Annotated in this window: 43 protein-coding genes; 2 read left to right on the forward strand and 41 right to left on the reverse strand. The window is 44.6% G+C overall.

Features of this window, described 5'->3' with window-relative positions:
• Window positions 1-271: 271 nt before the first annotated feature.
• A complete protein-coding gene (locus tag AC0YOD_RS28025; protein ID WP_475802639.1) occupies window positions 272-493 on the reverse strand; it encodes a hypothetical protein in 222 nt (73 codons plus the stop codon).
• Window positions 494-620: 127 nt separating this feature from the next.
• Entirely contained in the window at window positions 621-1,247 is a 627-nt protein-coding gene (locus AC0YOD_RS28030) for a stage II sporulation protein M (protein ID WP_475802640.1), read from the reverse strand.
• A 129-nt stretch (window positions 1,248-1,376) separates the two neighbouring features.
• On the opposite strand from AC0YOD_RS28030, the gene pdaB reads away from it, so the two are divergent.
• A complete protein-coding gene (pdaB, locus tag AC0YOD_RS28035; protein WP_475802641.1) occupies window positions 1,377-2,186 on the forward strand; it encodes a polysaccharide deacetylase family sporulation protein PdaB in 810 nt (269 codons plus the stop codon).
• Between the two features lie 5 nt (window positions 2,187-2,191).
• Here the strand turns inward: pdaB and AC0YOD_RS28040 are convergent, their stop codons facing one another.
• Window positions 2,192-2,815: a KinB-signaling pathway activation protein gene (locus AC0YOD_RS28040; protein WP_475802642.1), complete on the reverse strand. Its 624-nt coding sequence runs from the start codon at window positions 2,813-2,815 to the stop codon at window positions 2,192-2,194.
• A 184-nt stretch (window positions 2,816-2,999) separates the two neighbouring features.
• On the opposite strand from AC0YOD_RS28040, the gene gerD reads away from it, so the two are divergent.
• Window positions 3,000-3,692 carry a spore germination lipoprotein GerD gene (gene gerD, locus AC0YOD_RS28045; protein ID WP_475802643.1) on the forward strand — a complete coding sequence of 231 codons (693 nt, stop codon included), beginning with the start codon at window positions 3,000-3,002 and terminating at the stop codon, window positions 3,690-3,692.
• 171 nt (window positions 3,693-3,863) lie between these two features.
• On the opposite strand, the gene AC0YOD_RS28050 is transcribed toward gerD, so the two are convergent.
• From AC0YOD_RS28050 to rpsJ, 38 genes are all read right to left on the reverse strand, one after another.
• The gene (locus tag AC0YOD_RS28050; protein WP_475802644.1) at window positions 3,864-4,979 is read right to left on the reverse strand and encodes an Mrp/NBP35 family ATP-binding protein; all 1,116 of its coding nucleotides are present in this window, start codon (window positions 4,977-4,979) and stop codon (window positions 3,864-3,866) included.
• Window positions 4,980-5,092: 113 nt separating this feature from the next.
• Entirely contained in the window at window positions 5,093-5,878 is a 786-nt protein-coding gene (cwlD, locus tag AC0YOD_RS28055) for an N-acetylmuramoyl-L-alanine amidase CwlD (protein WP_475802645.1), read from the reverse strand.
• 136 nt (window positions 5,879-6,014) lie between these two features.
• The gene (gene sat, locus AC0YOD_RS28060; protein ID WP_475802646.1) at window positions 6,015-7,181 is read right to left on the reverse strand and encodes a sulfate adenylyltransferase; all 1,167 of its coding nucleotides are present in this window, start codon (window positions 7,179-7,181) and stop codon (window positions 6,015-6,017) included.
• A gap of 15 nt (window positions 7,182-7,196) precedes the next feature.
• Window positions 7,197-7,892, reverse strand: coding sequence for a phosphoadenylyl-sulfate reductase (locus AC0YOD_RS28065; RefSeq protein ID WP_475802647.1), 696 nt, complete (start codon window positions 7,890-7,892; stop codon window positions 7,197-7,199).
• A 173-nt stretch (window positions 7,893-8,065) separates the two neighbouring features.
• A complete protein-coding gene (gene rpsI, locus AC0YOD_RS28070; protein ID WP_056635921.1) occupies window positions 8,066-8,458 on the reverse strand; it encodes a 30S ribosomal protein S9 in 393 nt (130 codons plus the stop codon).
• Between the two features lie 20 nt (window positions 8,459-8,478).
• Complete coding sequence (rplM, locus tag AC0YOD_RS28075) at window positions 8,479-8,916, reverse strand: 50S ribosomal protein L13 (RefSeq protein ID WP_235240409.1); 438 nt, start codon at window positions 8,914-8,916, stop codon at window positions 8,479-8,481.
• A 194-nt stretch (window positions 8,917-9,110) separates the two neighbouring features.
• On the reverse strand, window positions 9,111-9,851 hold the full coding sequence (truA, locus tag AC0YOD_RS28080) for a tRNA pseudouridine(38-40) synthase TruA (protein WP_475802648.1): 741 nt from the start codon (window positions 9,849-9,851) through the stop codon (window positions 9,111-9,113).
• Between the two features lie 260 nt (window positions 9,852-10,111).
• On the reverse strand, window positions 10,112-10,477 hold the full coding sequence (gene rplQ, locus AC0YOD_RS28085; protein WP_475802649.1) for a 50S ribosomal protein L17: 366 nt from the start codon (window positions 10,475-10,477) through the stop codon (window positions 10,112-10,114).
• Window positions 10,478-10,521: 44 nt separating this feature from the next.
• Window positions 10,522-11,466, reverse strand: a complete 945-nt coding sequence (locus AC0YOD_RS28090) for a DNA-directed RNA polymerase subunit alpha (protein WP_053373922.1) — start codon at window positions 11,464-11,466, stop codon at window positions 10,522-10,524.
• A gap of 126 nt (window positions 11,467-11,592) precedes the next feature.
• On the reverse strand, window positions 11,593-11,988 hold the full coding sequence (rpsK, locus tag AC0YOD_RS28095; RefSeq protein WP_054025307.1) for a 30S ribosomal protein S11: 396 nt from the start codon (window positions 11,986-11,988) through the stop codon (window positions 11,593-11,595).
• 19 nt (window positions 11,989-12,007) lie between these two features.
• Window positions 12,008-12,376, reverse strand: a complete 369-nt coding sequence (gene rpsM, locus AC0YOD_RS28100; RefSeq protein ID WP_475802650.1) for a 30S ribosomal protein S13 — start codon at window positions 12,374-12,376, stop codon at window positions 12,008-12,010.
• 19 nt (window positions 12,377-12,395) lie between these two features.
• Entirely contained in the window at window positions 12,396-12,509 is a 114-nt protein-coding gene (rpmJ, locus tag AC0YOD_RS28105) for a 50S ribosomal protein L36 (protein WP_003333770.1), read from the reverse strand.
• Window positions 12,510-12,553: 44 nt separating this feature from the next.
• Window positions 12,554-12,769, reverse strand: a complete 216-nt coding sequence (gene infA / locus AC0YOD_RS28110; protein ID WP_053373919.1) for a translation initiation factor IF-1 — start codon at window positions 12,767-12,769, stop codon at window positions 12,554-12,556.
• 3 nt (window positions 12,770-12,772) lie between these two features.
• The gene (locus tag AC0YOD_RS28115) at window positions 12,773-13,054 is read right to left on the reverse strand and encodes a hypothetical protein (protein ID WP_475802651.1); all 282 of its coding nucleotides are present in this window, start codon (window positions 13,052-13,054) and stop codon (window positions 12,773-12,775) included.
• A 3-nt stretch (window positions 13,055-13,057) separates the two neighbouring features.
• Window positions 13,058-13,822, reverse strand: coding sequence for a type I methionyl aminopeptidase (gene map, locus AC0YOD_RS28120; RefSeq protein WP_475802652.1), 765 nt, complete (start codon window positions 13,820-13,822; stop codon window positions 13,058-13,060).
• A complete protein-coding gene (locus tag AC0YOD_RS28125; protein ID WP_475802653.1) occupies window positions 13,822-14,472 on the reverse strand; it encodes an adenylate kinase in 651 nt (216 codons plus the stop codon). Before AC0YOD_RS28125 ends, map begins: the two co-directional genes overlap by 1 nt.
• 92 nt (window positions 14,473-14,564) lie before the next feature.
• Window positions 14,565-15,866 (reverse strand): preprotein translocase subunit SecY, encoded by a 1,302-nt coding sequence (secY, locus tag AC0YOD_RS28130; protein WP_475802654.1) that lies wholly within the window; start codon window positions 15,864-15,866, stop codon window positions 14,565-14,567.
• A complete protein-coding gene (gene rplO, locus AC0YOD_RS28135) occupies window positions 15,867-16,307 on the reverse strand; it encodes a 50S ribosomal protein L15 (RefSeq protein WP_475802655.1) in 441 nt (146 codons plus the stop codon). It lies immediately after the preceding gene.
• A 43-nt stretch (window positions 16,308-16,350) separates the two neighbouring features.
• A complete protein-coding gene (gene rpmD / locus AC0YOD_RS28140) occupies window positions 16,351-16,530 on the reverse strand; it encodes a 50S ribosomal protein L30 (RefSeq protein WP_056635953.1) in 180 nt (59 codons plus the stop codon).
• A 13-nt stretch (window positions 16,531-16,543) separates the two neighbouring features.
• Window positions 16,544-17,041, reverse strand: coding sequence for a 30S ribosomal protein S5 (gene rpsE, locus AC0YOD_RS28145; RefSeq protein ID WP_102715321.1), 498 nt, complete (start codon window positions 17,039-17,041; stop codon window positions 16,544-16,546).
• A 30-nt stretch (window positions 17,042-17,071) separates the two neighbouring features.
• Window positions 17,072-17,440: a 50S ribosomal protein L18 gene (gene rplR / locus AC0YOD_RS28150; protein ID WP_475802656.1), complete on the reverse strand. Its 369-nt coding sequence runs from the start codon at window positions 17,438-17,440 to the stop codon at window positions 17,072-17,074.
• Window positions 17,441-17,500: 60 nt separating this feature from the next.
• Window positions 17,501-18,043 (reverse strand): 50S ribosomal protein L6, encoded by a 543-nt coding sequence (gene rplF / locus AC0YOD_RS28155; RefSeq protein WP_475802657.1) that lies wholly within the window; start codon window positions 18,041-18,043, stop codon window positions 17,501-17,503.
• A gap of 31 nt (window positions 18,044-18,074) precedes the next feature.
• Complete coding sequence (rpsH, locus tag AC0YOD_RS28160; protein WP_475802658.1) at window positions 18,075-18,473, reverse strand: 30S ribosomal protein S8; 399 nt, start codon at window positions 18,471-18,473, stop codon at window positions 18,075-18,077.
• Window positions 18,474-18,503: 30 nt separating this feature from the next.
• Window positions 18,504-18,689, reverse strand: coding sequence for a type Z 30S ribosomal protein S14 (locus tag AC0YOD_RS28165; RefSeq protein ID WP_054025317.1), 186 nt, complete (start codon window positions 18,687-18,689; stop codon window positions 18,504-18,506).
• Between the two features lie 26 nt (window positions 18,690-18,715).
• Window positions 18,716-19,258, reverse strand: a complete 543-nt coding sequence (gene rplE / locus AC0YOD_RS28170) for a 50S ribosomal protein L5 (protein WP_053373908.1) — start codon at window positions 19,256-19,258, stop codon at window positions 18,716-18,718.
• A 30-nt stretch (window positions 19,259-19,288) separates the two neighbouring features.
• Window positions 19,289-19,642: a 50S ribosomal protein L24 gene (rplX, locus tag AC0YOD_RS28175; protein WP_475802659.1), complete on the reverse strand. Its 354-nt coding sequence runs from the start codon at window positions 19,640-19,642 to the stop codon at window positions 19,289-19,291.
• A 46-nt stretch (window positions 19,643-19,688) separates the two neighbouring features.
• Window positions 19,689-20,057: a 50S ribosomal protein L14 gene (rplN, locus tag AC0YOD_RS28180; protein WP_054025318.1), complete on the reverse strand. Its 369-nt coding sequence runs from the start codon at window positions 20,055-20,057 to the stop codon at window positions 19,689-19,691.
• 48 nt (window positions 20,058-20,105) lie between these two features.
• A complete protein-coding gene (gene rpsQ, locus AC0YOD_RS28185) occupies window positions 20,106-20,369 on the reverse strand; it encodes a 30S ribosomal protein S17 (RefSeq protein ID WP_475802660.1) in 264 nt (87 codons plus the stop codon).
• Between the two features lie 50 nt (window positions 20,370-20,419).
• Complete coding sequence (rpmC, locus tag AC0YOD_RS28190) at window positions 20,420-20,620, reverse strand: 50S ribosomal protein L29 (RefSeq protein WP_053373905.1); 201 nt, start codon at window positions 20,618-20,620, stop codon at window positions 20,420-20,422.
• A complete protein-coding gene (gene rplP / locus AC0YOD_RS28195; RefSeq protein ID WP_054025320.1) occupies window positions 20,610-21,044 on the reverse strand; it encodes a 50S ribosomal protein L16 in 435 nt (144 codons plus the stop codon). The genes rpmC and rplP overlap by 11 nt, the downstream gene beginning before the upstream one ends.
• A 2-nt stretch (window positions 21,045-21,046) precedes the next feature.
• Entirely contained in the window at window positions 21,047-21,709 is a 663-nt protein-coding gene (gene rpsC, locus AC0YOD_RS28200) for a 30S ribosomal protein S3 (protein ID WP_475802661.1), read from the reverse strand.
• Between the two features lie 14 nt (window positions 21,710-21,723).
• Window positions 21,724-22,059: a 50S ribosomal protein L22 gene (rplV, locus tag AC0YOD_RS28205; RefSeq protein ID WP_102715339.1), complete on the reverse strand. Its 336-nt coding sequence runs from the start codon at window positions 22,057-22,059 to the stop codon at window positions 21,724-21,726.
• A gap of 43 nt (window positions 22,060-22,102) precedes the next feature.
• Complete coding sequence (gene rpsS, locus AC0YOD_RS28210) at window positions 22,103-22,384, reverse strand: 30S ribosomal protein S19 (RefSeq protein WP_053373902.1); 282 nt, start codon at window positions 22,382-22,384, stop codon at window positions 22,103-22,105.
• Between the two features lie 67 nt (window positions 22,385-22,451).
• Window positions 22,452-23,282, reverse strand: a complete 831-nt coding sequence (rplB, locus tag AC0YOD_RS28215) for a 50S ribosomal protein L2 (RefSeq protein ID WP_475802662.1) — start codon at window positions 23,280-23,282, stop codon at window positions 22,452-22,454.
• A gap of 17 nt (window positions 23,283-23,299) precedes the next feature.
• A complete protein-coding gene (rplW, locus tag AC0YOD_RS28220) occupies window positions 23,300-23,593 on the reverse strand; it encodes a 50S ribosomal protein L23 (protein WP_053373900.1) in 294 nt (97 codons plus the stop codon).
• Window positions 23,593-24,216: a 50S ribosomal protein L4 gene (gene rplD, locus AC0YOD_RS28225; RefSeq protein WP_475802663.1), complete on the reverse strand. Its 624-nt coding sequence runs from the start codon at window positions 24,214-24,216 to the stop codon at window positions 23,593-23,595. Before rplD ends, rplW begins: the two co-directional genes overlap by 1 nt.
• A gap of 18 nt (window positions 24,217-24,234) precedes the next feature.
• Window positions 24,235-24,858: a 50S ribosomal protein L3 gene (gene rplC, locus AC0YOD_RS28230; RefSeq protein ID WP_475802664.1), complete on the reverse strand. Its 624-nt coding sequence runs from the start codon at window positions 24,856-24,858 to the stop codon at window positions 24,235-24,237.
• A gap of 41 nt (window positions 24,859-24,899) precedes the next feature.
• Window positions 24,900-25,208: a 30S ribosomal protein S10 gene (gene rpsJ / locus AC0YOD_RS28235; RefSeq protein WP_197938307.1), complete on the reverse strand. Its 309-nt coding sequence runs from the start codon at window positions 25,206-25,208 to the stop codon at window positions 24,900-24,902.
• Window positions 25,209-25,572 lie beyond the last annotated feature (364 nt).

The raw sequence follows: 25,572 nt of genomic DNA on the forward strand, positions 1-25,572 counted from the left end.
GCATGTATTAGGCACGCCGCCAGCGTTCGTCCTGAGCCAGGATCAAACTCTCCAAATTGGTGTTTGACTTGCTCAAAAACTTTTATCGCTTTTTTCGCTCATCCCGAAGGATTTGCGAGGCAGTTTGTTACTCGTTGTTCAGTTTTCAAAGAGCAATCTTTGTTGCTTGTTTTTCTCGTGTGCGCCGTGTGTCTCAGTGGCGACTTAAATAATATATCACAGGGGCCCAAATAAATGCAACCCCTTTTTAAAAGTTTTTTTAAAAAAGTTTTCAACGGTAAGAACGAGCGTTAAGTGTATACCGGGACAGCTCTTTCGGAGAGGCAATTCGGGCGTACATGCGGAAGATGGTTTTGTATCTTCTTGTGATGGCTTCCTTGATATCTCCATCTAATCTAGAGTCACTCAGATCAAGCAGCATTTCATCCAGTTCTTTGCGAAGGACGTAGTCGAGTTCTTTGCATTCTTTATCATTGAATAGTATTCCGAGCATAACAGTGAGCGACCTCCTTTTTATGTAAAGCGCAACTAGATCGTTTTAAAACGAACAAAAAAGCAACGTCTCACGCAAATGCGTTACGACACTGCTTTACTGTTATGCTCAAATATTGGAAATTTTATTACATCGAAAGCAGCCAACCTGTAATTGTGCTTTCAATTACAGACGCAATCAGCAATGTCACGGTTATAATGACCATCACCGGAACGCTCCTAATTATAAAGTGTTTGATTTCATAACCGATCTCATTAAGCTTTGATCTTGCAAATAGGGCAGAGAATAAACCTTTCGTTGTAAGTAAGCCAAACCGCATGCCATAAGCGCAAGCGATGACGATTGCAGGGATCTCAAGTATCCCGTGCGGCAGAAGCCCTTTAAAGATCAATTCTGCTACATAGGCCCCGCCTTGTGCCTCTCCGACATAAGTAAGCAGGAATCCAATAAGCATACCGTTCACAACCAAGAAGAATATAGGCATTAACCCAAAGAACGCGCCTATGTAAATAACGAGTATCGATTTTATCGCATTATTCATGAAAATAACGATGATCATGGTCAAGGTTGGATTTTTGGAATCATCAATAATAGAAGTAAGTCCCTTCAGCGCTTCCATTTGCCCTACAAGAAATTGTTTGAAAGCAGGGTTTGTACCTCCAATTACCATACCCGCAAAAAATAATATAAATCCAAAAATAATATAACCATTCATTTGTTTAAAATGATCCCCAATGGCTCTCCATTTAAACATCATATCTCCTCCTTTATTAGTAAGTTGTCAGCTTGGACGAATATCTTCGTTGTACGAGCATAGATTGTACTACAAGAGTAAATGGCTGTCGCCAAAACCCGTTTTCATTTAGAGAGGAGCGCCCTTCCCATGAACGTTTTTTATGTATTGAACGGTCGTAAGCTGAAAAGGTATTTTTTAATTGCTGTTGGAATTGTTTTTTCAATTGGTATTATTTACGCTGAACGCGACAACATCACCGTTTTCTCCCCACAGCAGCCGGCTGCGATCTACAGTGTGCCAACGAATAAGAATGTCGTCGCTCTAACATTCGATATTAGCTGGGGTGATAAAAGAACAGAACCTATCCTTAATGTACTAAAAGAAAAGAATGTGAAACAGGCCACTTTCTTCTTATCTTCGCCTTGGAGCCAATCACATCCTGAAATTGTTAAGAAAATTCAAGATGCAGGCTATGAAATTGGAAGTCACGGACATAAGCATGATAACTACAGCAAGCTGAGTGACGAAGAAATTCGCAAACAAATTACAACGGCTCATACCATCTTATCTGATATCACAGGAAAACAACCTAATTTAATTCGACTGCCTAACGGAGATTTTGATAAAAGAGTGCTGCGGATCGCAGAGGATCTTCAGTATAAGGTTATTCAGTGGGATACTGATTCTCTTGATTGGATGAACATCGGTACAGAAAAAATTATTAACCGCGTCGTAACAAGAGCTCATCCTGGAGATATTATTTTGTTCCATGCGAGCGACTCAGTCAAGCAGACGCATGAGGCACTTCCAGTCGTCATCGACCAGCTGCGGGCTAAAGGCTATGATTTCGTTACAGTAACCGATCTTATCACTCAAACGGAAATCGACGGCAAAGCCGTGCAGGATAAGGCAACATCTACCTTCCCGCAGCTGCATGCCGCCGATTTGGAGTATTAATTCATTTATACAACCGGCTTTGCAGCGATTGCTGACGAGTCGGTTGTTTCTTTTTTTACTATACGGTGCATCATCATAATTTGGTATGCATTGCAAACAAAGAGCGGAACCATCATAAATACGATTGCAGGTACGTTTGTGTCACCTTTCAGAGCAGGCCATGACTCAATGAATGTAATAACAAACATTAGGAACATCGTAGATACGAAAGCTGTTTTGTTTGTTTGTTTTACTTTTAGCCAAGTAATTAAACCTGAGAAAACGAGCAACAGCAGCGGTAACAACCAGAATAACCAATTGTTAATGCTCTTTTCATAAAGCAGATATCCAAAACCGAGTACAACAAAAATAGTTGTGTAGCCTTGCAGGGCGTTCCACAAATATTTTTTTCTAAATACACTTAAGGCAATGTAATTCAAAGTCAGATATGCAAAGAAGCCCATTTGACTAAAAGCTCCAATCATCAAACCAACCATCGCCATCATAAGCGCGTTAAAACCGACTGCCTCTAATCCCAAGAAACCGAATTCTGGGTCCACCCATGACATGATCGCTCCATTAACCACACATGTAAGTGCTCCCACGGCCATGCAACTCCAAAATAAGAAGAAGAACTTTTTTAAATTCACGCTTGATATCCTCCCGATAGTAATATTCTTTATCTTACCATGTTCGTAACAAAAAGCTAATAACTCTCCATGATAATACGGTGAACAATGTGCATAATAAGCTCATGAGTCATCATTCTCAAAAAATGAGCGGTTCATTTCCCATGACTAGATGAGTACTGACATAGAAGGGAGCAAGCCAAGAATGCGTAAGAAATGGGCTTTAATTATGGTTGCTGCAGCTTTAGTGCTTGTCATGACAGGCTGTGGCTCAGAGTCCTCAGGTGGCGGCAGCAATCAACAAGCGAGCTACAAAGACCTCAAGTCGATGGTCATTGATATTTTGAAAACGGAGGACGCTCAGAAGGCGCTTCAAGAGTCTTCACAAAGCCTATCCGGGTATAACGCACAATCCTCTAAGCTCCTATCCATTCAGGACCAAGAAGAGGTTCGCTTAGCTGTTAAGGATGTATTGATCTCTCCAGAATACGATAAGGTCATTAAGAAGCTTATGTCCGACACTCGCTTCGCTGGTGAATTCGCTAAGGCTGTTAATAAACAAAACAAAGAAATCCATAAAGAGCTCATCAAAGACCCTAGTTATCAAGCAGAAATGGTTAAAGTAATGAAAACACCAGAGATGGATAAAATGATCCTTGAGGTGCTTCAAAGCTCGCAATACCGCAAAGAGGTCATGTCGCTTATGCAGGAGTCTATGCAAAATCCATTATTCCGTTTAGAAGTGCTTGATCTCATGAAAACAGCGGTACAGGAAGAACTGAAACCAAAGCCAGATGAGAAAGTCGATAAAAAGAAAGACGATAAATCATCGGATGAGCAAGATAAATCCTCCGAGGAGGATAAATCATCTGAAGAAGACAGCTCAAGCGGGCAATAATTCACTTTTAAAGAGAGCTGCGTAGTATTTACTTTAATTAACATGAAAGCCCGAACAGATTCGTCTACAGAGGCAGCTTCACTGCTTCAACCGACAATTCGTTCGGGCTTTTGTTGTGTTGCTTTAATTAGTCATTAAAGATTTATTATATAAATCAATATTGTTCTTTAGTTAGCCTTCGCATTTGCTAAGAACACTGTCTGCCAGCTCTAAGTAAAGCTTGCCTGTCTCGGAATCCTCACTGTATACAGAAGGTGCAAAATCGGGATCTGTCGGCAGGTTGTCCGGCGCGCCAAGCGGAATTTGGGCCAGCAAATCAGCATGCAAGTTTTCTGCAAGGCGAGCGCCGCCTCCGCGTCCGAATACATATTCCTTCTCTCCCGTAGAGGTAGACACGTAATAGGACATATTTTCAACGATACCAATAATCTCATGTTCTGTTTTGATCGCCATTGCCCCTGCTCTTGCTGCTACGAAAGCTGCAGTTGCATGAGGCGTTGTTACGATGATTTCTTTGCTCTGAGGAATGATTTGATGCACATCAAGCGCTACATCCCCCGTGCCTGGCGGCAGATCAAGCAATAGGTAGTCCAGCTCGCCCCATTCAATCTCTTGGAAAAAGTTGCGAAGCATTTTGCCGAGCATAGGGCCGCGCCATACGATCGGACTGTTATCTTCAACGAAGAAGCCCATCGACATGACTTTTACACCGAATTTCTCAATTGGGATTACTCGTTCATTCACAACGTCAGGGCGCTCTTCAATGCCCATCATGTCAGGCACACTAAAGCCGTAAATATCAGCGTCGATAATGCCGACGCGCTTGCCTCTGCGGGCTAACGCGACCGCAAGATTGACGGTCACTGTCGATTTGCCGACGCCGCCCTTGCCGCTCGCGACGGCGATGAACTGCACGCCGCTGCTAGGATCCAGCAGCGGGTTTGCGAGCCCGGCCCCGTGGCCTTGCACGGGTGCGGGGCCGCCAGCTTTACCGGCACCGGCGCTAGCCGCAGCCGGTGCTGCAGCTGCCGCTGGCGTAGGCGAAGCCTCGCCTGCGGATGGCGCGCCCTCGGTACGAAACCGGCAATGCACGGTTTCGGCGCCTATGCGCGTCAGCGCCTCGCGAAGCGAGGCTTCAAGCGCGGGCTGCGCAGCCGCGCCAGCACCAAGGACCGTCATAGAAACTTGGCGGTCCCGAACCATAACATCGCGGATGGTGATTCCTTCCGCTTTATGTGCTGTCGTCACAGAATCGACGACCTCGATTACTTGTTCTCTTGTTAGCATTATATATGTCCCACCTTTATGTAATTACGATTATTTAATAGTTATTATAACACAGTCAGCATGGTGCCACTATTCAAATGCTCCCATTCAACTGTACGCATTCAAAGTTGCGCCTACTCTACATTCATTTCCTGAAGGACACCGCCGCTTAATTTTTCCCCTGAGCTAAAGCGCAAAATACCCTCATAAATGGATGCGGCAACCTGTCGTTGGTATTCCGTATCTGCAAGTCGCTTCGATTCCCCTTCATTCGATAGAAAGCCTACCTCAACGAGTGCAGTAGGAATATTCTCAATTTCCTTCAACAAATATACATTCGTAACAGTAGCAGCGACACGGGTTGTATTCTCTAAGTTACGTTTGATTTCGTCCTGAATAAAAGTTGCTAACATAAGATTATCTGCGTGAGTCGATGGATGATAAAAGGTTTGTGCGCCTGACCACTTGGCTGAAGGAATACTATTCATATGTATACTGATAAGCGCAGATGGATTGCTTGCTTCAATAACAGCTACACGCTTCTTGAGATCCTCTGTCTTGCGCTTGCTGTATGCTCTGGCGTCGCCTGTCGCAAGGTCATAATCCCCTTCTCTAGTCATAACGACGACAGCACCAGCCTGCTGTAAATAATCTCTCAAATATAGAGCGATTGCCAAGTTCAAATCCTTTTCAATAATACCCTGCTTACTGACTGCCCCTCCATCCACTCCCCCATGACCAGCATCAATCGCGATTGTCTTCCCCGAGAGCGGTGTCGACCAATAGGACCAAGCTCGCTTGGTGGGCATGGACTGTGTTAATAAAATACCGGTTAGCGTAATAACCATTAGACCAATTCCAATTCGAATTGCTCCTTTATACGTCATCCAAATGACAATATGCTTGCTAATTCGCCGCATAAAAAAACCACCCCGTCTTCCATCAAATGAATAAGCAGTTCAAATGGCTATTTGATCTTTAAGCCATATGCTCTCATTCATTTATATGGGACGAGATGGTTGTTTATGAGACAAACCTCTATTAAAGCTTTACGAACTAGCCTACGGGCTGTTCGGACATGCCTTCAATCAAGATTTTAGCAACCTCAGGACGAGAAAACTCAGGAGGCGGGCAAACGCCGTCACGCAGCAAGGCACGAACTTTTGTACCAGACAACGTCAAATGGTTCTCCTTATCATGTGGACATGTTTTGGAAGTCGCCATGTTGCCGCAAACCTTACAGAAGAAGCTATGCTCGAAGTATAGCGGTGTAATGCCTAGATCCTCTACAGGAATCGTTTTTAGCAGATCCTGTGCCTCATAGGTGCCATAATAATCGCCTACGCCAGCGTGATCACGGCCCACGATGAAATGCGAGCAGCCGTAGTTTTTGCGAACAAGTGCATGGAAAATCGCTTCACGAGGTCCCGCATAACGCATAGCGGCAGGGAATACACCAAGAAACACGCGATCCTTCGGATAGTAGTTTTCAAGCAAAGCCAGATAACTCTTCATCCGAACGTTGGCAGGAACATCATCGGATTTGGTTTCGCCAACAAGAGGATTGAGGAACAAAGCATCTACAATTTCCATTGCCGTTTTTTGAATATACTCATGTGCGCGATGAACAGGATTGCGAGTTTGGAAGCCAACAATGGTTTTCCAGCCGTTTTCTGCAAAGATACGACGAGTTTCAGATGGATCAAAATAGAAGTCTTGAAATTTCTCAGGCTGAGGACGGTTCAATACTATAATTTCTCCGCCGAACTGAATGGAAGAGCGTTCAAACAGCTTCTGAACACCCGGGTGCTCCACGTCATCGGTTTTGAATACATTAACAGCTTCAATCTTATGATCAACAGAATAAATGCTGTCAATTGAAATAACCGCATAGATAATACCATCTTCTCCAACAAGAGCTGCACGTTCACCTACAGCAAATTGCGAAGCCTTTTCTTCCTCAACAGCTAGTGTAATCGGAATGCTCCATACCGTCCCATTAGCCAAACGCATATTTTGAACGACGGATTGGTAATCCGACTCATTCATAAATCCTGTTAGCGGGGAGAATGCTCCCACACCTATTAGATCAAGATCAGAAATCGTCCAAGCGTTTATTGAGATGGATTTCAAGCTCTTTGCTTCTGTCAGTAATGCATCACGTTGTTCGCCGGTAGCGACACGGTTAATCAGCACGCCGCCGTGCGGTAAAATTTGACTCATAATGCTAGCAGCCTCCTATTTGTGCAATCCGCACTCTGTTTTCTCTTGACCAGACCAACGACCAGCACGAGGATCTTCACCCGGCATTACTTTACGAGTACATTGCTCACAGCCGATACTCGGATAGTTTTGGTCATGCAACGGGTTATAAATAACATCATTCTCACGAATATAGTTCCATACATCCTCAGTCGTCCAATGTGCAATAGGATTAAATTTTACTAAACCAAACTTCGTGTCGTACTCCACTTTTTTGGAATTAGCTCGTGTTGGTGCCTGGTCACGGCGAATACCTGTAATCCAAGCTTCATACTTTGTCAAAATATTTGTCAGCGGTTGTACTTTACGAATATTACAGCAAGCATTGGCATCCGATTTCCAAAGCTCTTCACCGAATTGAGCAGCTTGCTCCTCTGGTGTTATTTCAGGACTTACCTTTACGAAAGGAATCCCAGGGTAGCGTTCTTCCATGCGAGCCTTCGTTTCATACGTTTCTTTAAAGTGATAGTCTGTATCCAAATAGAAAATATCAGTTGTCGGGCTAATTTTCTGAAGCATATCGACTAGCACAACATCTTCTGCCCCAAAACTGCATGCAAAAGTTATGTTAGGAAATGTTTCTACTGCAAATGCGATTACTTCTTCCGGTGTCGCGTTTTCCAGTTCAACCGCTTTTTGTGCAATAAGCGCTTCTTTTTCAAAAAGGTTCATTATGATGGCCTCCATTTTTAATTCCAAGTAAATTGATCTGTATTATAATTATACGTCGTACTTGGTCATTGATCAAGAAAAGTTTTACCCAAACTGAAATAAAGTTTTTTAGTTTATGTAAACACAAAAAAATGCCTCCTCTGCAAACAGAGAAGGCATTTTGTAACGTAATATTAACGTTTCGAGAATTGTGGAGCGCGACGTGCAGCTTTAAGACCGTATTTTTTACGCTCTTTCATACGTGGATCACGTGTTAGGAAGCCAGCACGTTTCAAAGCAGGACGGAATTCAGGATCTGCTTTAAGCAGAGCGCGTGAAATACCGTGACGGATAGCGCCAGCTTGACCGGACATACCGCCGCCGTTAGCAATTACAAGTACATCGTATTTCGACAATGTATCAGTAAGGTTAAGCGGTTGTTTTACGATCAATTTAAGCGTTTCTAGACCGAAATATTCGTTAAGGTCGCGTTTGTTAATAATGATTCGTCCTTCACCCGGCACAAGACGTACACGTGCAACAGAGTGTTTACGACGACCGGTTCCATAGTATTGCACTTGAGCCATGAAACTTGTCCTCCTCTTTATTACCCGCGAAGTTCGTAAACTTCAGGGTTTTGTGCTTGATGTGGATGTTCCGCACCTGCGTATACTTTAAGTTTAAGCTTCATTTTGTCGCCAAGACGGTTCTTAGGCAACATACCGTGAACTGCGAATTCAATAACGCGCTCAGGTTTGTTTTTGATCATCTCGTTAGCTGGAGTTACTTTCAAACCACCAGAATACATCGAGTGACGGTAGTACATTTTGTCGGTAAATTTCTTACCTGTCAAATGGATTTTCTCAGCATTGATAACTACGACGAAATCGCCTGTATCAACATGTGGCGTAAAAGTGGGTTTGTGCTTGCCGCGAATTAGAGCAGCAACTTCACTAGCCAAACGGCCTAGTGTTTTGCCTTCTGCATCAACGACGAACCATTTACGCTCAACTTCATTTGACTTAGCCATATAAGTGGTACGCATGGATGATCCTCCTTAATTTCATACATTAATCATTTTTATAACAACGTAATCGTTGGTTTGTTAGTTCATTTTAATTCGCCAAGTTTGTGACAATCTCAGTCGGGGCTGTGGGTTAGCCACTTCGAAAGCACAAGTTATATTCTACTATAAAATATAAGTAAGTGCAAGTGATTTATAGTGAATTATCCCTGTTTTTAACTGGAATATTCAACATCTATAAGCGTCAATCCATGCGGCATAGCCGTAGGCCCTGCAAGCGATCGATTTCGACCTTCAAGAATGCCTTTTATCTCAGATGAAGCCAATTTTCCTTCACCGACCCATAGTAATGTTCCCATAATGACCCGAACCATATTGTATAGAAAACCATTGCCTGTCACGTACATATGTACGATCGGGCCTTCCTTTACAAAGTCTGCTTCGTAGATCGTTCGAATATGATGAGGCTTAGTTGAATGAATGGATGTGAAGGAAGTAAAGTCATGCTCGCCTACTAGACAAAGCAATCCTTCTCGCATCGCATCCACATCAAGCGGAGTCGGATGATGAAATCGATACTGCCTGCCAAAAACGTCCGGAAACTTCCCCGTATCAATCGTATAGCGATACGTCTTGCGCTTAGCAGATCTTCTAGCATGAAAATGTTCCGGCACATCGAATGCTTCAATAATGACGATGTCCTTCGGTAATCGCGTATTAAGCGCGATCGCCCATCTCTCTGTCGGAATCGTAGAATCCGTATAGAAATTGAACACCTGACCCTGTGCATGCACTCCCGCGTCTGTACGTCCCGAACCAATAATAATAGTCGTCTCGCCCGTTAGCTTCTTTATGGCCTTCTCTATTTCACCCTGAACCGTTCTGCCGTATGGCTGCGTTTGAAATCCGTTGAACCCGGCCCCGTCATAGCTGACTTTTACACAAATATTTCTCAACCGTTTCCCCCCTTAACTTAAGGGACTCCCAACTCCCTAAATCTCCTCGTAAAAGGAGATCGGGTTGCTTCACACTCCCATTACCTAAGAGGCGCCGCACAAGCTCATCTATCGCTCCTGGTGAGCCTCAATGATGAATAACAACCCAATTTAGCAAATAAAAAAAGGTGGCCGCAAGGGTCCACCCTTTTCCTAAGTATAAGCTTGAACAAGGTTTAACTCTGTGGACAAGCTTATAATAATCTCGTTTGTAGGGTTAACTACGCACGGTCAACCAATTCCAGGTAAACCATAGGCGCAGCATCGCCGCGACGGGGTCCTAGTTTTAGAATACGTGTGTAACCACCTGCACGCTCCGAGTAACGACCAGCTAGTTCTGAGAATAGTTTTTGGATTGCATCTTGCTCACCATCAACTGTTTCACGACGAACATAAGCTGCTACTTGACGACGAGCATGAAGATCACCTTTCTTAGCTTTAGTGATCAACTTCTCAGCGATAGAACGAACTTCTTTCGCCTTAGCTTCAGTCGTTTGAATACGCTCATAAAGGAACAAGTCAGTAACGAGGTCACGGAACAATGCTTTCCGTGCACTTGCGTCACGTCCTAATTTTTGATATGCCATCTTGTTTTCCCCTCCCTTGCTCTTTTGTCGACACTAGTTGAATACTACTCTTCCATGCGAAGGCCCAAACCGAGCTCTTCAAGCTTCTCTTGAACTTCCTCAAGTGATTTACGGCCCAAGTTACGAACCTTCATCATGTCCTCTTCGGATTTCGTGATAAGCTCTTGAACGGTGTTGATGCCAGCGCGTTTCAAGCAGTTGTAAGAACGGACAGAAAGATCAAGTTCCTCAATCGTCATCTCTAGAACTTTTTCTTTCTTGTCTTCTTCCTTCTCAACCATAATTTCCGCATCTTTGGCTTCATCGGTCAATCCAACGAACAAGTCCAAATGCTCGGTCAAGATTTTAGCGCCAAGGCTTACAGCCTCTTCCGGTCTAATACTGCCATCAGTCCATACTTCAAGTGTAAGCTTGTCGTAGTTAGTTACTTGACCAACGCGAGTATTTTCCACGCTATAATTGACACGAGTAATTGGCGTGTATATCGAATCAACGGGTATTACCCCAATTGGCTGTTCGTCCTTCTTGTTGCGGTCCGCTTGCACGTAACCACGACCCCGATTAGCAAAAACCCGCATATGGAGTCGCGCGCCTGAGGCCAAGGTTGCGATGTGAAGATCAGGGCTTAAAATCTCGACATCGCTGTCAGCTCGAATGTCGCCTGCTGTAATATTCCCTTCGCCATCCGCATCGATTTCCAAAACCTTTTCTTCATCGGAGTGGATTTTCAACGAGAGGCCTTTCAGGTTCAGAATGATTTCGGTAACATCCTCAATCACTCCGGGAACCGTAGAAAACTCGTGAAGCACTCCGTCGATTTGAACCGAGGTTACTGCTGCACCCGGCAACGACGACAACAAAATTCGGCGAAGCGAATTTCCAAGGGTCGTGCCGTATCCGCGTTCCAGCGGCTCGACGACGAAACGTCCGTAAGTTCCTTCGTCATTTAGTTCTACGGTTTCGATTTTCGGCTTTTCGATCTCAATCACTAATAGTACCCTCCTTCAAACGTCGCTCCGTTACTTACCGTTATTACAAGTCAAACCTTGTAGTATGCCAAACCTTCACAACCATTATTCACAAGTTGTTGCCATTTGATACCACAGCGGATCCAACTATACGCGACGACGTTTCGGAGGACGGCATCCGTTATGAGGAACTGGTGTTACGTCTTTAATGAGGTTAACTTCCAATCCAGCAGCTTGAAGCGAACGAATCGCAGCTTCACGGCCAGCGCCTGGTCCTTTAACCATCACTTCAACGGTTCTCATGCCATGCTCCATCGCTGCTTTAGCAGCTGTTTCAGCAGCCATTTGAGCTGCGAAAGGTGTGCTCTTACGGGATCCTCTGAATCCCATGTTACCTGAGCTCGCCCATGAAATAGCATTTCCGTGAGGATCCGTGATCGTAACGATCGTATTGTTGAATGTCGAGCGAATGTGCGCAACGCCAGTCTCAATATTTTTCCGGTCGCGACGTTTCGTACGAACGACTTTTTTTGGTTTAGCCATTGTCCATTATCCTCCCTTCTTATTTCTTCTTGTTAGCTACAGTCCGACGAGGACCTTTACGTGTACGGGCATTCGTTTTCGTACGTTGACCGCGAACAGGCAAGCCACGACGGTGACGAAGACCACGGTAGCATCCGATTTCAGTCAGACGCTTAATGTTAAGTGAGATTTCACGACGCAAGTCGCCTTCTACTTTAACAGATTTATCAATTGCTTCGCGCAAGCGAGCCAATTCATCTTCAGTCAAATCACGAACACGAGTGTCGTAACTAACTTCAGCAGTATTCAAAAGTTTATGCGACGTTGTTTTGCCGATACCGAAAATGTACGTCAGGGCGATTTCGACGCGTTTGTCACGCGGCAAGTCTACACCAGCTATACGTGCCATAGGCTATATTCCCCTCCTTCTATCCTTGTTTTTGTTTGTGTTTCGGATTTTCACAAATCACCATTACGTTGCCTTTGCGACGAATGACTTTGCACTTCTCGCAAATCGGCTTTACCGAAGGTCTAACCTTCATTGTGATTACCTCCCGAATCTTTCGTAAGCAGGCCGCTATAGGTCCTACTTCCGATAGGTGATGCGCCCTTTTGATAAATCATAAGGCGATAACTGTATAACCACCTTGTCTCCTGTCAGAATACGGATAAAATGCATTCTGAGCTTACCGGAAACGTGTGCGAGAATTTGATGACCGTTCTCCAGCTCCACCTTGAACGTGGCATTCGGCAACGGCTCAATAACCGTACCTTCGACCTCAATGATGTCTTCCTTAGCCAATCGTCATTCTCCTTTCACAAGTGCATACTTCTCAATAACATAACGTAACTTTGCATTGGTAACCCTGCCTGTCTCAAGCATGCTGCTTGAAACCTCTTGACTAATAACAGGCTGTAACTCGAGATGTAGAACGTTCTTTTTCTTCGGTTGATCAAATCGACGCTTGTTGCCATCCGCAATCATGACAAAACGTTCATCAACAATTGCTAGAATAACTGCAAAGCGCTCTTCATCTTTACCGCGAAGTACTTTGACGAACTGACCAATCTGGGGACGAGCATCCATCACTTATGCCTCCGGTTGCTGCGGCAAAATGGTCAATATTTCAAAGCCGTCCTCTGTTACGGCGACTGTATGCTCAAAATGAGCACACCATGAACCGTCTTCCGTTACAACTGTCCAATTGTCTTCGAGCGTACGGACATATCGTTCACCGATATTAACCATTGGTTCGATTGCAAGCACCATTCCAGTTTTCAGACGAGGTCCGCGATCTGGCATTCCGTAGTTCGGTATTTGTGGTTCCTCATGGAGGTCCGCGCCGATTCCGTGCCCTACGTATTCCCGTACAACGGAGAATCCTGCATCTTCAATTACCTTTTGAATAGCGTGGGATATTGTATATAAACGAGTATCAGGTTTAACTTGCTGAAGTCCCGCAAAAAGCGAAGCTTCCGTAACGTCAAGCAGTCTTTGAACTTCAGGTGTTACTTCTCCAACCGCATAGGTCCAAGCCGAGTCACCATGATAGCCTTCGTACTGCGCACCGATATCGATACTAATAATATCGCCTTCGTTTAACTTGCGTGACCCAGGGAAGCCGTGCACCAGCTCGTCATTTACAGAAGCGCAAATGCTGGAAGGAAAACCATTGTAACCTTTAAAGGATGGAAGCGCATTTTGACTTCTAATGTAAGTATCAGCGATTTGGTCAAGCTCACGAGTCGTGATGCCTGGTTTCACAGCCTCTTTCATTAGTCGGTGCGTTTCCGCAACGATGCGTCCAGCTTCTCTCATATATCGCAGTTCCGAATCGGATTTGCATATAATCATTACAATGAACCTCGCAAGCAGGATACGATATCGGATGTTACAACATCAATGTCCTTTTCGCCGTCGACTTCGCGCAGGAGATCTTTAGCGCTGTAGTAATCTAGAAGAAGCGAAGTTTTGGATAAATACTCATCCAAACGAGTTCCGACTTTCTCCTCTGTATCATCAGAACGTTGATACAGTTCTCCACCGTCTTTGTCGCAGATACCTTCGACCTTAGATGGATTAAAGATTACATGATAGGACGTACCACAAGTTCTACAGATGCGTCTACCCGTAAGACGAGCAAGCAGCAGTCCGCGGTCAACCTTTAAATTCACGACGTGGTCGATGCTGCGATTAAGTTCCGTCAACATGCTGTCAAGCGCTTCGGCTTGTTGCAGCGTGCGTGGGAAACCGTCGAGCAAGAAACCTTTTTTGCAATCATCCAGTTCTAGACGTTCCTTCACAATACCGTTCGTAATCTCATCGGGAACGAGCAGGCCTTGATCGACATACTCCTTCGCTTTGATTCCAAGTGCGGTTCCTTCTTTCATAGCTAGACGAAATGCATCGCCAGTAGAAATGTGGGGAATACCGAACTCTTCTACGATCCGTTCAGCTTGTGTACCTTTACCGGCACCCGGAGGGCCCATGAATAAAATGTTCATTGCTGAGTTCCTCGCTTTAAGCACAATAGGCTCGGGCGGGCCCATCGCCCCATCGAGTTGACGAACGCGAAAAGCCCGGTCAGAACCTATTGTTATTTATTGATAAACCCTTTGTAATGGCGTTTGATCAACTGGCTCTCGATTTGCTTCATCGTATCAAGCGCAACACCGATAACGATCAAGAGTGAGGTGCCGCCTAGCTGTACTGATTTCGGCAATCCAGCAATTGCTCCGAAGAACACAGGAAGAACAGAGATAAGAGCAAGGAAGATCGCACCCGACAACGTAATCCGCGACATAACGCGTGTTAGGTAAGACGAGGTTGGCTTTCCTGGACGAATACCAGGAATGTATCCACCATTTTTCTTCATCTGATCAGCCATTTGTACTGGATTGATTTGAACGAATGTATAGAAGAACGTAAACCCGATAATTAGCAATACGTACAATACCATACCAAGCGGCATAGTGATGTCCATATTTTTAATGATCCAGTCCGCCCAACCCTGAGTAGACCAGAACTGAGCAATCGTTCTTGGGAACATCACGAGCGATACCGCGAAAATAACCGGAATAACGCCTGCACCGTTTACTTTCATCGGAATGTGCGTGGATTGTCCACCGTACATTTTGCGTCCAACAACGCGTTTAGCGTATTGAACTGGAATCTTACGAATACCTTGTTGTACGAATATGACACCAACAATAATTGCGATAATCGCAATTACAATTAGGACCATTTTAATGATGTTAAGGAACAGTTGATCTTCCGCACCAACGAATTGATCTTGATAGATCGTACGAATATGTCCAGGAATGCCAGCTGCTATTGCTGCAAAGATCAGAATGGAAATACCATTTCCGATTCCTTTTTCCGTGATTTGCTCACCAAGCCACATCAAGAATGCAGTACCTGCAGTCAAGATAATAGCAATTAGCAAGTAATCAACGAACGATGCACCAACAATCATCTCATAACTGTATGAACGGTTAAATCCGATTGCCGTTGCAAAACCTTGGATCAAACCAAGGACAATCGTTCCGTAACGGGTAATTTGAGCGAGTTTACGTTTACCGTTCTCGCCTTCCTTTGCCCATTCCGCAAATTTAGGAATAACATCCATGGATAACAACTGTACGATAATCGAAGCAGTGATATATGGTGTGATACCAATTGCGAAGATGGAGAATTGGAACAATGCCCCGCCGGAAAACGTGTTAAGCAAGCCGAACAAGTCTGCACCTGCTGCGTCAACTTGCTTAAACACATCTTTGTTTACACCAGGTACCGGTATAAAAGCACCGATACGGTACACAAGTAGGATGAAAAGGGTGAAGAGGATCCTTGTACGAAGATCCGCCACTTTCCAAATGTTGGACACGGTCTTGAACAATTAGATCACCTCGGTTTTACCGCCGGCAGCCTGGATTTTCTCTACCGCAGATTGAGAGAACTTGCTTGCTTTTACAGTAAGTTGAACGCTAATTTCACCATTACCCAAAATCTTGATTCCAGCGAGCGGGTTTTTAATGATACCTTGCTCGATGAGAACTTCTGGAGTGACTTCAGTACCTGCTGCAAAGCTGTTAAGCTCTTCAATGTTGACGATCGCGTACTCTTTACGGAAGACGTTGTTGAATCCACGTTTCGGCACTCGACGATACAAAGGGTTTTGTCCACCCTCGAATCCAGGACGTGTACCGCCACCGGAACGAGCGTTTTGGCCTTTATGACCTTTACCGGCTGTTTTACCGTTACCGGAACCGATACCGCGGCCTTTGCGCTTTGGCGCTTGGGTCGATCCCGGTGCTGGTGCTAGCTCATGCAATTTCATCGTTCGTGCACCTCCTTATTTATTTCTTTAAATCCATATATTCTTATACTTCTTCGACTTTAACCAAGTGGCTTACAGTGTTGACCATGCCGCGGATAGCTGGGCTATCATTCAAAACAACTGCTTGACGAATCTTTTTAAGACCAAAAGATTCAACTGTAGCGCGTTGCTTTTCATTGCGACCGATCAAACTGCGAACGAGGGTGATTTGCAATTTAGCCATCGTAATTCCCTCCTTATCGTAACAGTTCTTCGACTGTTTTTCCACGTAGCTTTGCAACATCTTCCACACGTTTCAAACGGGAAAGACCTTCAAGCGTTGCGTTAACCATATTCATGGAGTTCGAAGAACCGAGCGATTTCGTTAAAATGTCGCCAACGCCAGCTAGTTCGAGTACTGCACGAACCGGGCCGCCGGCGATAACACCAGTACCTTCGGATGCTGGCTTCAGAAGAACTTCTCCTGCGCCAAAATGACCGAGGACTAGGTGAGGAATTGTTGTTCCAACGATTGGTACATGGATCAGGTTTTTCTTAGCATCTTCGATACCTTTGCGAATCGCGTCAGGTACTTCGCCTGCTTTACCGATCCCTGCGCCTACGTAGCCGTTACCGTCGCCAACTACTACAAGTGCACTAAAGCTGAAACGGCGTCCGCCTTTTACAACTTTGGATACGCGATTGATATTTACAACTTTTTCAGTCAGTTCTAATGTATTTGGATCTACACGCAAGTCGTTTAACCTCCTTATATATAAAGTCGATTAGAATTCTAGGCCAGCTTCGCGAGCTGCTGTAGCTAGCGCTTGAATTCTTCCGTGGTACAAGTAGCCGCCGCGATCAAATACTACTTGGGTAAACCCTTTCGCTTGAGCGCGTTTCGCAATCAATTCTCCGACCTTGCTTGCTGCATCGATGTTGCCACCGTTGCCAATTGCTTCAACCAATTCTTTATCCTGTGTGGATGCAGATACGATTGTTACGCCTGAAACATCGTCGATCAATTGTGCGTACATATGCTTGGAGGAACGGAATACAGATAGACGCGGACGTGCAGCTGTACCGTTAATTTTTTTACGAACACGAAGGTGTCTTTTTAGACGAGCCTTGTTCTTGTCGCTTTTCGTAATCATACAAAGTTCACTCCTTTCTTAATGCCTTAAGACGCTATCTTAAGCAAACGAACCGTTTGCTTATTTTTTCTTACCAGCTTTACCTTCTTTGCGGATGATGCGTTCGCCTTCATACTTGATACCTTTACCTTTATACGGCTCAGGCTCACGTACGGAACGAATTTTTGCTGCAGTAGCACCTACAAGCTCTTTATCGATACCGCGAACAGTAATCTTAGTGTTCGCTGGAACGTCGAACTCGATGCCGTTCTCAGGTGTGATCTCCACAGGGTGAGAGTAACCTACGTTAAGAACGATTTTATCCCCAGCTTTGTTAGCACGGTAACCTACGCCTACTAGCTCCAAGTTTTTGGAGAAGCCTTCAGTAACTCCGCTCACCATGTTATTGATGATGCTGCGAGTTGTTCCGTGCAGGGAACGATGCAATTTATTATCAGAAGGACGTTCGATTACGATTTCTGTTTCCGTAACGTTCACAATCATTTCTTTGTGAACTTCGCGGGAAAGCGTACCTTTCGGTCCTTTAACAGTAATAACTGTGTTGTCCAAGTTAATGCTTACGCCATTAGGCACTTGGATTGGTTTGCGACCAATACGGGACATTGTTACACCTCCTATCTTTGTGACTTGTTACTTACCAAACGTAGCAAACTACTTCGCCGCCAGATTTAACTTGACGAGCTTCTTTATCCGTCATAATACCTTTGGAAGTGGAAATGATAGCAATTCCAAGTCCTCCGAGTACGCGAGGGATTTCAGTTGATTGTGTGTAAACGCGCAATCCTGGTTTTGAAATACGTTTCAAACCTGTAATTACACGCTCTTGGTTAGGGCCGTATTTCAGGAAAATACGGATAATCCCTTGTTTGTTGTCTTCGATATATTCAGCGTCGCGGATAAAACCCTCGCGCTTCAAGATTTCAGCGATTTGCTTCTTCATTTTCGAAGCTGGCATTTCAACTTTTTCATGACGAACGACATTCGCATTACGAATGCGCGTCAACATATCTGCAACCGGATCAGACATAACCATTGTGTTAACCTCCTTCCCGAACTAGGCTTATTACCAGCTTGCTTTTTTAACGCCAGGAATCTGGCCCTTATGTGCTAGTTCGCGGAAACAAATCCGACAAACTTTAAACTTTTGCAAAACAGAATGCGGACGGCCGCAACGCTCACAGCGCGTATACGCACGCACTTTAAATTTCGGTGTGCGTTGTTGCTTCACTTTCATCGAAGTTTTTGCCACTGGGTATTACACCTCCTAAAAGTGGATTACTTCGTAAACGGCATGCCCATTTGGGTTAGCAGTTCACGAGATTCTTCGTCCGTTTTTGCCGTCGTGACGATGACGATGTCCATACCGCGCACTTTATCAACCTTGTCGTACTCGATCTCAGGGAATATCAATTGCTCTTTCAAGCCAAGCGTATAGTTACCGCGACCGTCAAAAGCTTTGTTTGATACGCCACGGAAGTCACGTACACGTGGAAGTGAAATGTTGAACAACTTGTCTAGGAAATGGTACATGCGCTCACCGCGCAATGTAACTTTAACCCCGATAGGCATGTTCTCACGAAGTTTGAAGCCTGCAATTGACTTCTTCGCACGAGTAACGACTGGTTTTTGACCGGAAATGATACGTAGTTCTTCAACAGCTACATCAAGGATTTTCGAATTGGAAACCGCTTCGCCTACCCCCATGTTGATAACTACCTTCTCAATTTTCGGCACTTGCATAACAGACGTATAGTTGAACTTCTGCATTAGAGCAGGAGTAATTTCGTTTAGAAAACGACCTTTCAATCTTGCTGCCATTGATCATGGACCTCCTTCCTACAGTAACAATTAGTCGATTACTTCGCCGGAACGTTTCGCGATCCGGACTTTCTTGCCGTTGTCTAGCACCTTGTATCCGATACGTGTTACTTTACCGCTTTTCGGATCGATATGCATAACGTTTGATACGTGAATTGGTGCTTCTTGTTCGATAATACCGCCCTGTGGATTAGCTTGGGATGGACGAGTATGTTTCTTAACATTGTTTACACCTTCTACGAGTACGCGGTTTTCACGCGGATACGCAGCGATGACACGGCCTTTTTTACCTTTATCTTTACCGGTAATAACGATAACCGTATCGTCTTTTTTCACGTGCAATTTATTGTTATGGGACTCAAGTACTTTTTTCAGCCTTGGCATGAGTTACACCTCCTGCAAGCTTGTGCTATCAAGCTCTTATTGGTTCTTAGATAACTTCTGGTGCTAGCGATACGATTTTCATGAAATCTTTATCGCGAAGCTCACGAGCAACAGGTCCAAAGATACGTGTGCCACGAGGGCTCTTATCTTCTTTTACGATTACAGCAGCATTTTCATCAAATGCAATGTACGAACCGTCTTTACGACGAACCGAACGTTTTGTACGAACGATAACCGCTTTAACAACGTCACCCTTTTTGACAACGCCGCCTGGTGTTGCTTGTTTTACTGAGCAAACGATCAAATCGCCGATGTGTCCAACGCGACGTCCCGTTCCGCCTAGTACACGGATACACATCAATTGTTTAGCGCCAGAGTTGTCAGCGACAGCTAAGCGCGAAAATGGTTGAATCATTTCAACGTCCTCCTTCCGGAAAAAATCCTTAGATACTGCATACGCTCATTAGATAACGATAGCTACTTCGACAATTTCAACTAGTCTGAAGCGTTTGTCTTTTGAAAGCGGACGAGTTTCCATGATTTTCACGATGTCACCAATTTTAGCTTGGTTGTCTTCATCGTGCGCTTTAAATTTTTTCGTAACTTTAATGCGTTTATGGTACAAATCGTGTTTTTTATATGTTTCAATAGCAACTACGATTGTTTTATCCATTTTGTCGCTTACCACTTTGCCGATTAATACTTTACGGGCATTGCGTTCACTCATGTTGTTCCTCCTTCCTTCAGCCGTGTTTATGCTTTCATGCAAGGTTATTACTAGCTGCTGATTCCGAGTTCTCTTTCACGCAAAATCGTTTTAGCACGAGCTATTCCCTTACGCACGTCACGGATCCGAGTCGGGTTATCCAATTGACCAGTAGCCAGTTGGAAACGAAGATTGAAAAGCTCTTCTTTAAAACCAGCGACCTGTTGTTCAAGCTCAGCAGAAGTTAGGTTGCGAAATTCACTAGCTTTCATTTGCTTCACCACCCACTTCTTCACGCTTCACGAATTTAGTCTTGATTGGCAATTTATGAGCCGCAAGACGCATCGCTTCACGAGCGGTTTCTTCGGATACGCCAGCCAATTCAAACAGGATTTTACCTGGTTTAACGACTGCTACCCATTTCTCAACGTTACCTTTACCACTACCCATACGCACTTCTAGAGGCTTTTGAGTGATTGGTTTTGCCGGGAAGATTTTGATCCAAACTTTACCGCCCCGTTTGATGTAACGAGTCATTGCGATACGAGCCGCTTCGATTTGACGGTTCGTGATCCATGATGGTTCAAGAGCTTGGAGGCCATATTCGCCGAATGCTACAGTTGTGCCGCCTTTAGCGCGGCCCTTCATATGTCCGCGTTGTTGTTTGCGGTGTTTGACACGTTTAGGTACCAACATGATTAGTTGCCTCCTTCCTGGGGAGCTTTCTTCTTAATCGGAAGGACTTCGCCGCGATAGATCCATACTTTAACGCCAATACGGCCGTATGTTGTTGCCGCTTCAGCCGTGCCGTAATCAATATCAGCGCGTAATGTATGAAGTGGAACTGTTCCTTCGCTGTAGCCTTCCGAACGTGCGATTTCCGCGCCGCCGAGACGTCCGCTAACTGCGGTTTTGATCCCTTTAGCACCTGAACGCATGGAGCGTTGAATTGCTTGCTTCAATGCGCGACGGAAAGATACACGACGCTCAAGTTGTTGTGCGATGCTTTCTGCTACTAGAATAGCGTCAAGATCAGCATGTTTGATTTCAGAGATATTGATGTGAACTTTCTTGCCTTTAGTGATTTTGCCAAGCTCCGTACGTAGGTTTTCTACCTCGGAACCGCCTTTACCGATTACCATACCTGGTTTAGCAGTTTGGATCGTTACGTTCACGCGGTTAGCTGCACGTTCGATCTCGATATGAGAAACTGCTGCATCTTTCAGCTTGGTTTTCAGGTATTCACGAATTCTAACGTCTTCCATAAGAAGATCGCCGAAATCTTTGCCTGCGAACCATTTAGATTCCCAATCACGGATAACTCCGACACGGAATCCTACTGGATTTACCTTTTGACCCACACGTAATCCCTCCTTTATTTTTCAGATACCACCAAGGTAATGTGGCTGGTTCTTTTGTTGATCCGGCTTGCACGACCCATCGCGCGAGGACGGAAACGTTTCATCGTTGGTCCTTGGTTTACGAAAGCTTGCGATATAACCAATTTGTTAACATCAAGCTGATAGTTGTGCTCCGCGTTAGCGATAGCAGAGTTAAGCAGCTTCTCCAAAATTGGGGATGCAGATTTAGGCGTATGACGCAGAATCGCGATTGCCTCACCAACTTGTTTACCGCGAATCAAATCCGCAACAAGCTGTGCTTTACGAGGAGCAATACGGATATGTCTAGCGTGCGCTTTAGCTTCTGTCATGTAGGAACCTCCTCTCATTCAGTTAGAGATTTTTAAGGGCAAATTAACGTCTGCCCGTTTTTTTGTCTTCGCCTGCATGGCCTTTATACGTACGAGTTGGTGCAAATTCACCAAGTTTGTGTCCTACCATATCTTCCGTTACATATACCGGTACGTGCTTGCGTCCGTCATATACTGCAAACGTGTGACCAATGAATTGCGGGAAAATGGTCGAGCGGCGGGACCAGGTTTTGATAACGACCTTCTTCTCAGCTTCGTTCAATACCTCGACTTTTTTAAGCAGGTAACCGTCAATAAACGGACCTTTCTTTAAACTGCGACCCATTTGAGTTCCTCCCTTCATATAAGCAGTAATGATACTTTCGTATCACGCGGTTCGTATCAAGCAACAATTACTTCGTACGACGACGAATAATGTATTGGCTTGATGCTTTTTTCTTCTTACGCGTTTTGTAACCAAGAGTTGGTTTACCCCAAGGTGACAATGGAGATTTACGTCCGATTGGAGCACGGCCTTCACCACCACCGTGTGGGTGATCGTTAGGGTTCATGACAACACCACGTACAGTTGGACGATTTCCGAGCCAACGATTACGACCGGCTTTACCGATTTTCACTAGTTCGTGATCACCGTTACCAACAGAACCGATTGTAGCACGGCAAGTGTTCAAAATACGACGAACTTCGCCAGATGTCAAACGAACGGATACATAGTTCTCTTCTTTACCAAGAAGTTGAGCACTTGTACCAGCTGCACGAACCAATTGTCCGCCTTTACCTGGTTTCAATTCGATGTTGTGGATAACTGTACCGACAGGAATATTAACAAGCGGCATTGCATTACCGATTTTAATATCAGAGCCTACTCCAGATACCACTTGATCTCCGACTTGCAAGCCTTTCGGAGCGATGATATATGCTTTTTCACCATCAAGGTAATGGATCAAAGCGATGTTGGATGAACGGTTCGGATCGTATTCGATCGTCGCTACGTTACCAACGATACCGTCTTTAGTACGTTTGAAGTCGATGATACGGTATTTACGTTTGTGTCCGCCGCCGTGGTGACGAACCGTAATTTTACCTTGGTTGTTACGTCCAGCTTTTTTGAAAAGCGGAGCAAGCAACGATTTCTCCGGTGTACTTGTCGTGATCTCTTCGAAAGTCGAGACGGACATGTTACGACGTGCAGGAGAGGTCGGTTTGTACTTTTTAATTGGCACTTTGATTTCCTCCTTTTCTAAACAGACGTTTCAAAGAACTCAAGTTCTTTGCTGTCAGCGCTCAGTTGAACGATCGCTTTTTTCCAATCCGGTCTGTATCCGCTATGTTTACCATAACGTTTTGGTTTACCCGCTACACGCATTGTGTTAACGCCGGTTACTTTTACTTTAAAGATTTGCTCAATAGCAAGTTTGATTTCGGTTTTGTTTGAACGAAGATCAACTTCAAAGACATACTTTTTGTCGACCATATAATCGCTCGTACGTTCCGTGATAACCGGGCGCTTGATAATATCGCGTGGATTTTTCATTACGCAAGCACCTCCTGTACTTTCGCTACTGCTTCTTTAGTGATAATTAGATTATCATGCACCAATACATCCAGAACATTAATGCCGTCAGCTGCAACGAATTTCACACCTGGGATGTTACGAGCAGACAATGCTACGTTATCTTCATAGTTAGCTGTTACAACTAGTGCTTTACGGCCAACTTTGAGGTTACTCAAGATAGCTGCGAATTCTTTCGTCTTAGGAGCTGACAATGTCAGTTGATCCAAAACGATAATTTCGTTTGCAATCACTTTTGATGACAATGCCGATTTAATCGCTAGACGACGAACTTTCTTAGGAAGCTTGAATCCGTATGAGCGTGGAGTCGGTCCAAATACTGTACCGCCGCCAACCCATTGCGGGGAGCGAATGCTACCTTGACGAGCACGGCCAGTACCTTTTTGTTTCCAAGGTTTACGACCGCCACCGCGTACTTCGGAGCGTCCTTTAGTTTTGTGATTACCGAAGCGTTCAGATGCTTGTTGATTAACAACAGCACTGTGCAGAACATGTGCATTTGGTTGAATTCCGAAAACCGTATCAGCCAATTCAAGTTCGCCCACTTGCGCGCCGCTCACGTTAAATACTGTTACTTTTGGCATTTCCTGTTCCTCCTTCCTCTAGTTCTTAACTGTTTGTTTCACTTTAACGAATCCGTTTTTCGGGCCCGGAATCGAACCTTTTATAAGAAGAACGTTACGTTCTACATCTACACGGATAACTTCAAGCTTTTGGATCGTAATTGTTGCATGACCCATGTGACCTGGAAGGCGTTTGCCTTTCGGTACACGGTTCGCTTGGATTGAACCCATCGAACCTGGTCCACGGTGATAACGAGAACCGTGAGACATAGGACCAGTACTTTGTCCCCAACGTTTGATAACGCCGGCAAAGCCTTTACCTTTAGAAATACCTGTTACGTCAACGAATTCGCCTTCTGTGAATAGGTCAGCTTTTACTTCTTGGCCAACTTCATAGTCACCTAAGTTAATTCCGCGAATTTCACGAACGTAGCGCTTAGGAGTAGTGTTAGCTTTTTTAGCGTGACCAGCTTCTGGCTTATTCGATCTGCTTTCTTTCTTATCAGAGAAACCGAATTGTACTGCTTCATAGCCATCGTTCTCTTGGTCTTTCTTTTGTAGAACTACACAAGGTCCAGCTTCGATAACCGTTACTGGAACGACAATACCATCAGCAGTAAACACTTGAGTCATACCAAGTTTTTTCCCTAAGATACCTTTCATGTTGACACCTCATTCCCTTTCTATAATCGCATATGCTTGTATTACAGTTTGATTTCGATATCTACACCGGATGGTAAATCCAAGCGCATCAACGCATCAACCGTTTGCGGCGTTGGGTTAACAATATCGATTAGACGCTTATGAGTGCGCATTTCGAATTGTTCCCTGGAATCCTTGTACTTGTGTACCGCACGGAGAACGGTGATGATTTGCTTTTCCGTAGGTAACGGAATCGGCCCGGACACGCTTGCACCCGAACGTTTTGCAGTTTCAACAATCTTCTCAGCGGATTGATCAAGAATTCTATGATCGTATGCTTTCAAGCGAATACGAATCTTTTGCTTTGCCATATAAGTCCCTCCTTCTATCGCCCAATTTATTATCGGACATACTCCGTAAGAAAACCCTTCACATGCCCCATGGCAAAGGGGCCGGGTGTGTCGGCAACCTCTCACATCATCGCAACGTCAGACCAACAGTCAATATTATACCTAAACTATTAGGCAATTGCAACCTATATGTTCAAGATATTTTTTACAGCTTCATTTCAACCACATTGTGGAGTATATAGCTGCATATGCTGCATCACAGCTGTCTTCTGTCACATCTACTAAGTACCCTCATGACTCTTTAAGTAAGTAAGAACCAAGATAATCCTCGAATATGAACAATGCATATATATAATAGAAGAAACACTACGAATCCATTTTCGCC

The sequence above is a fragment of the Paenibacillus sp. J31P13 genome, assembly GCF_056269295.1.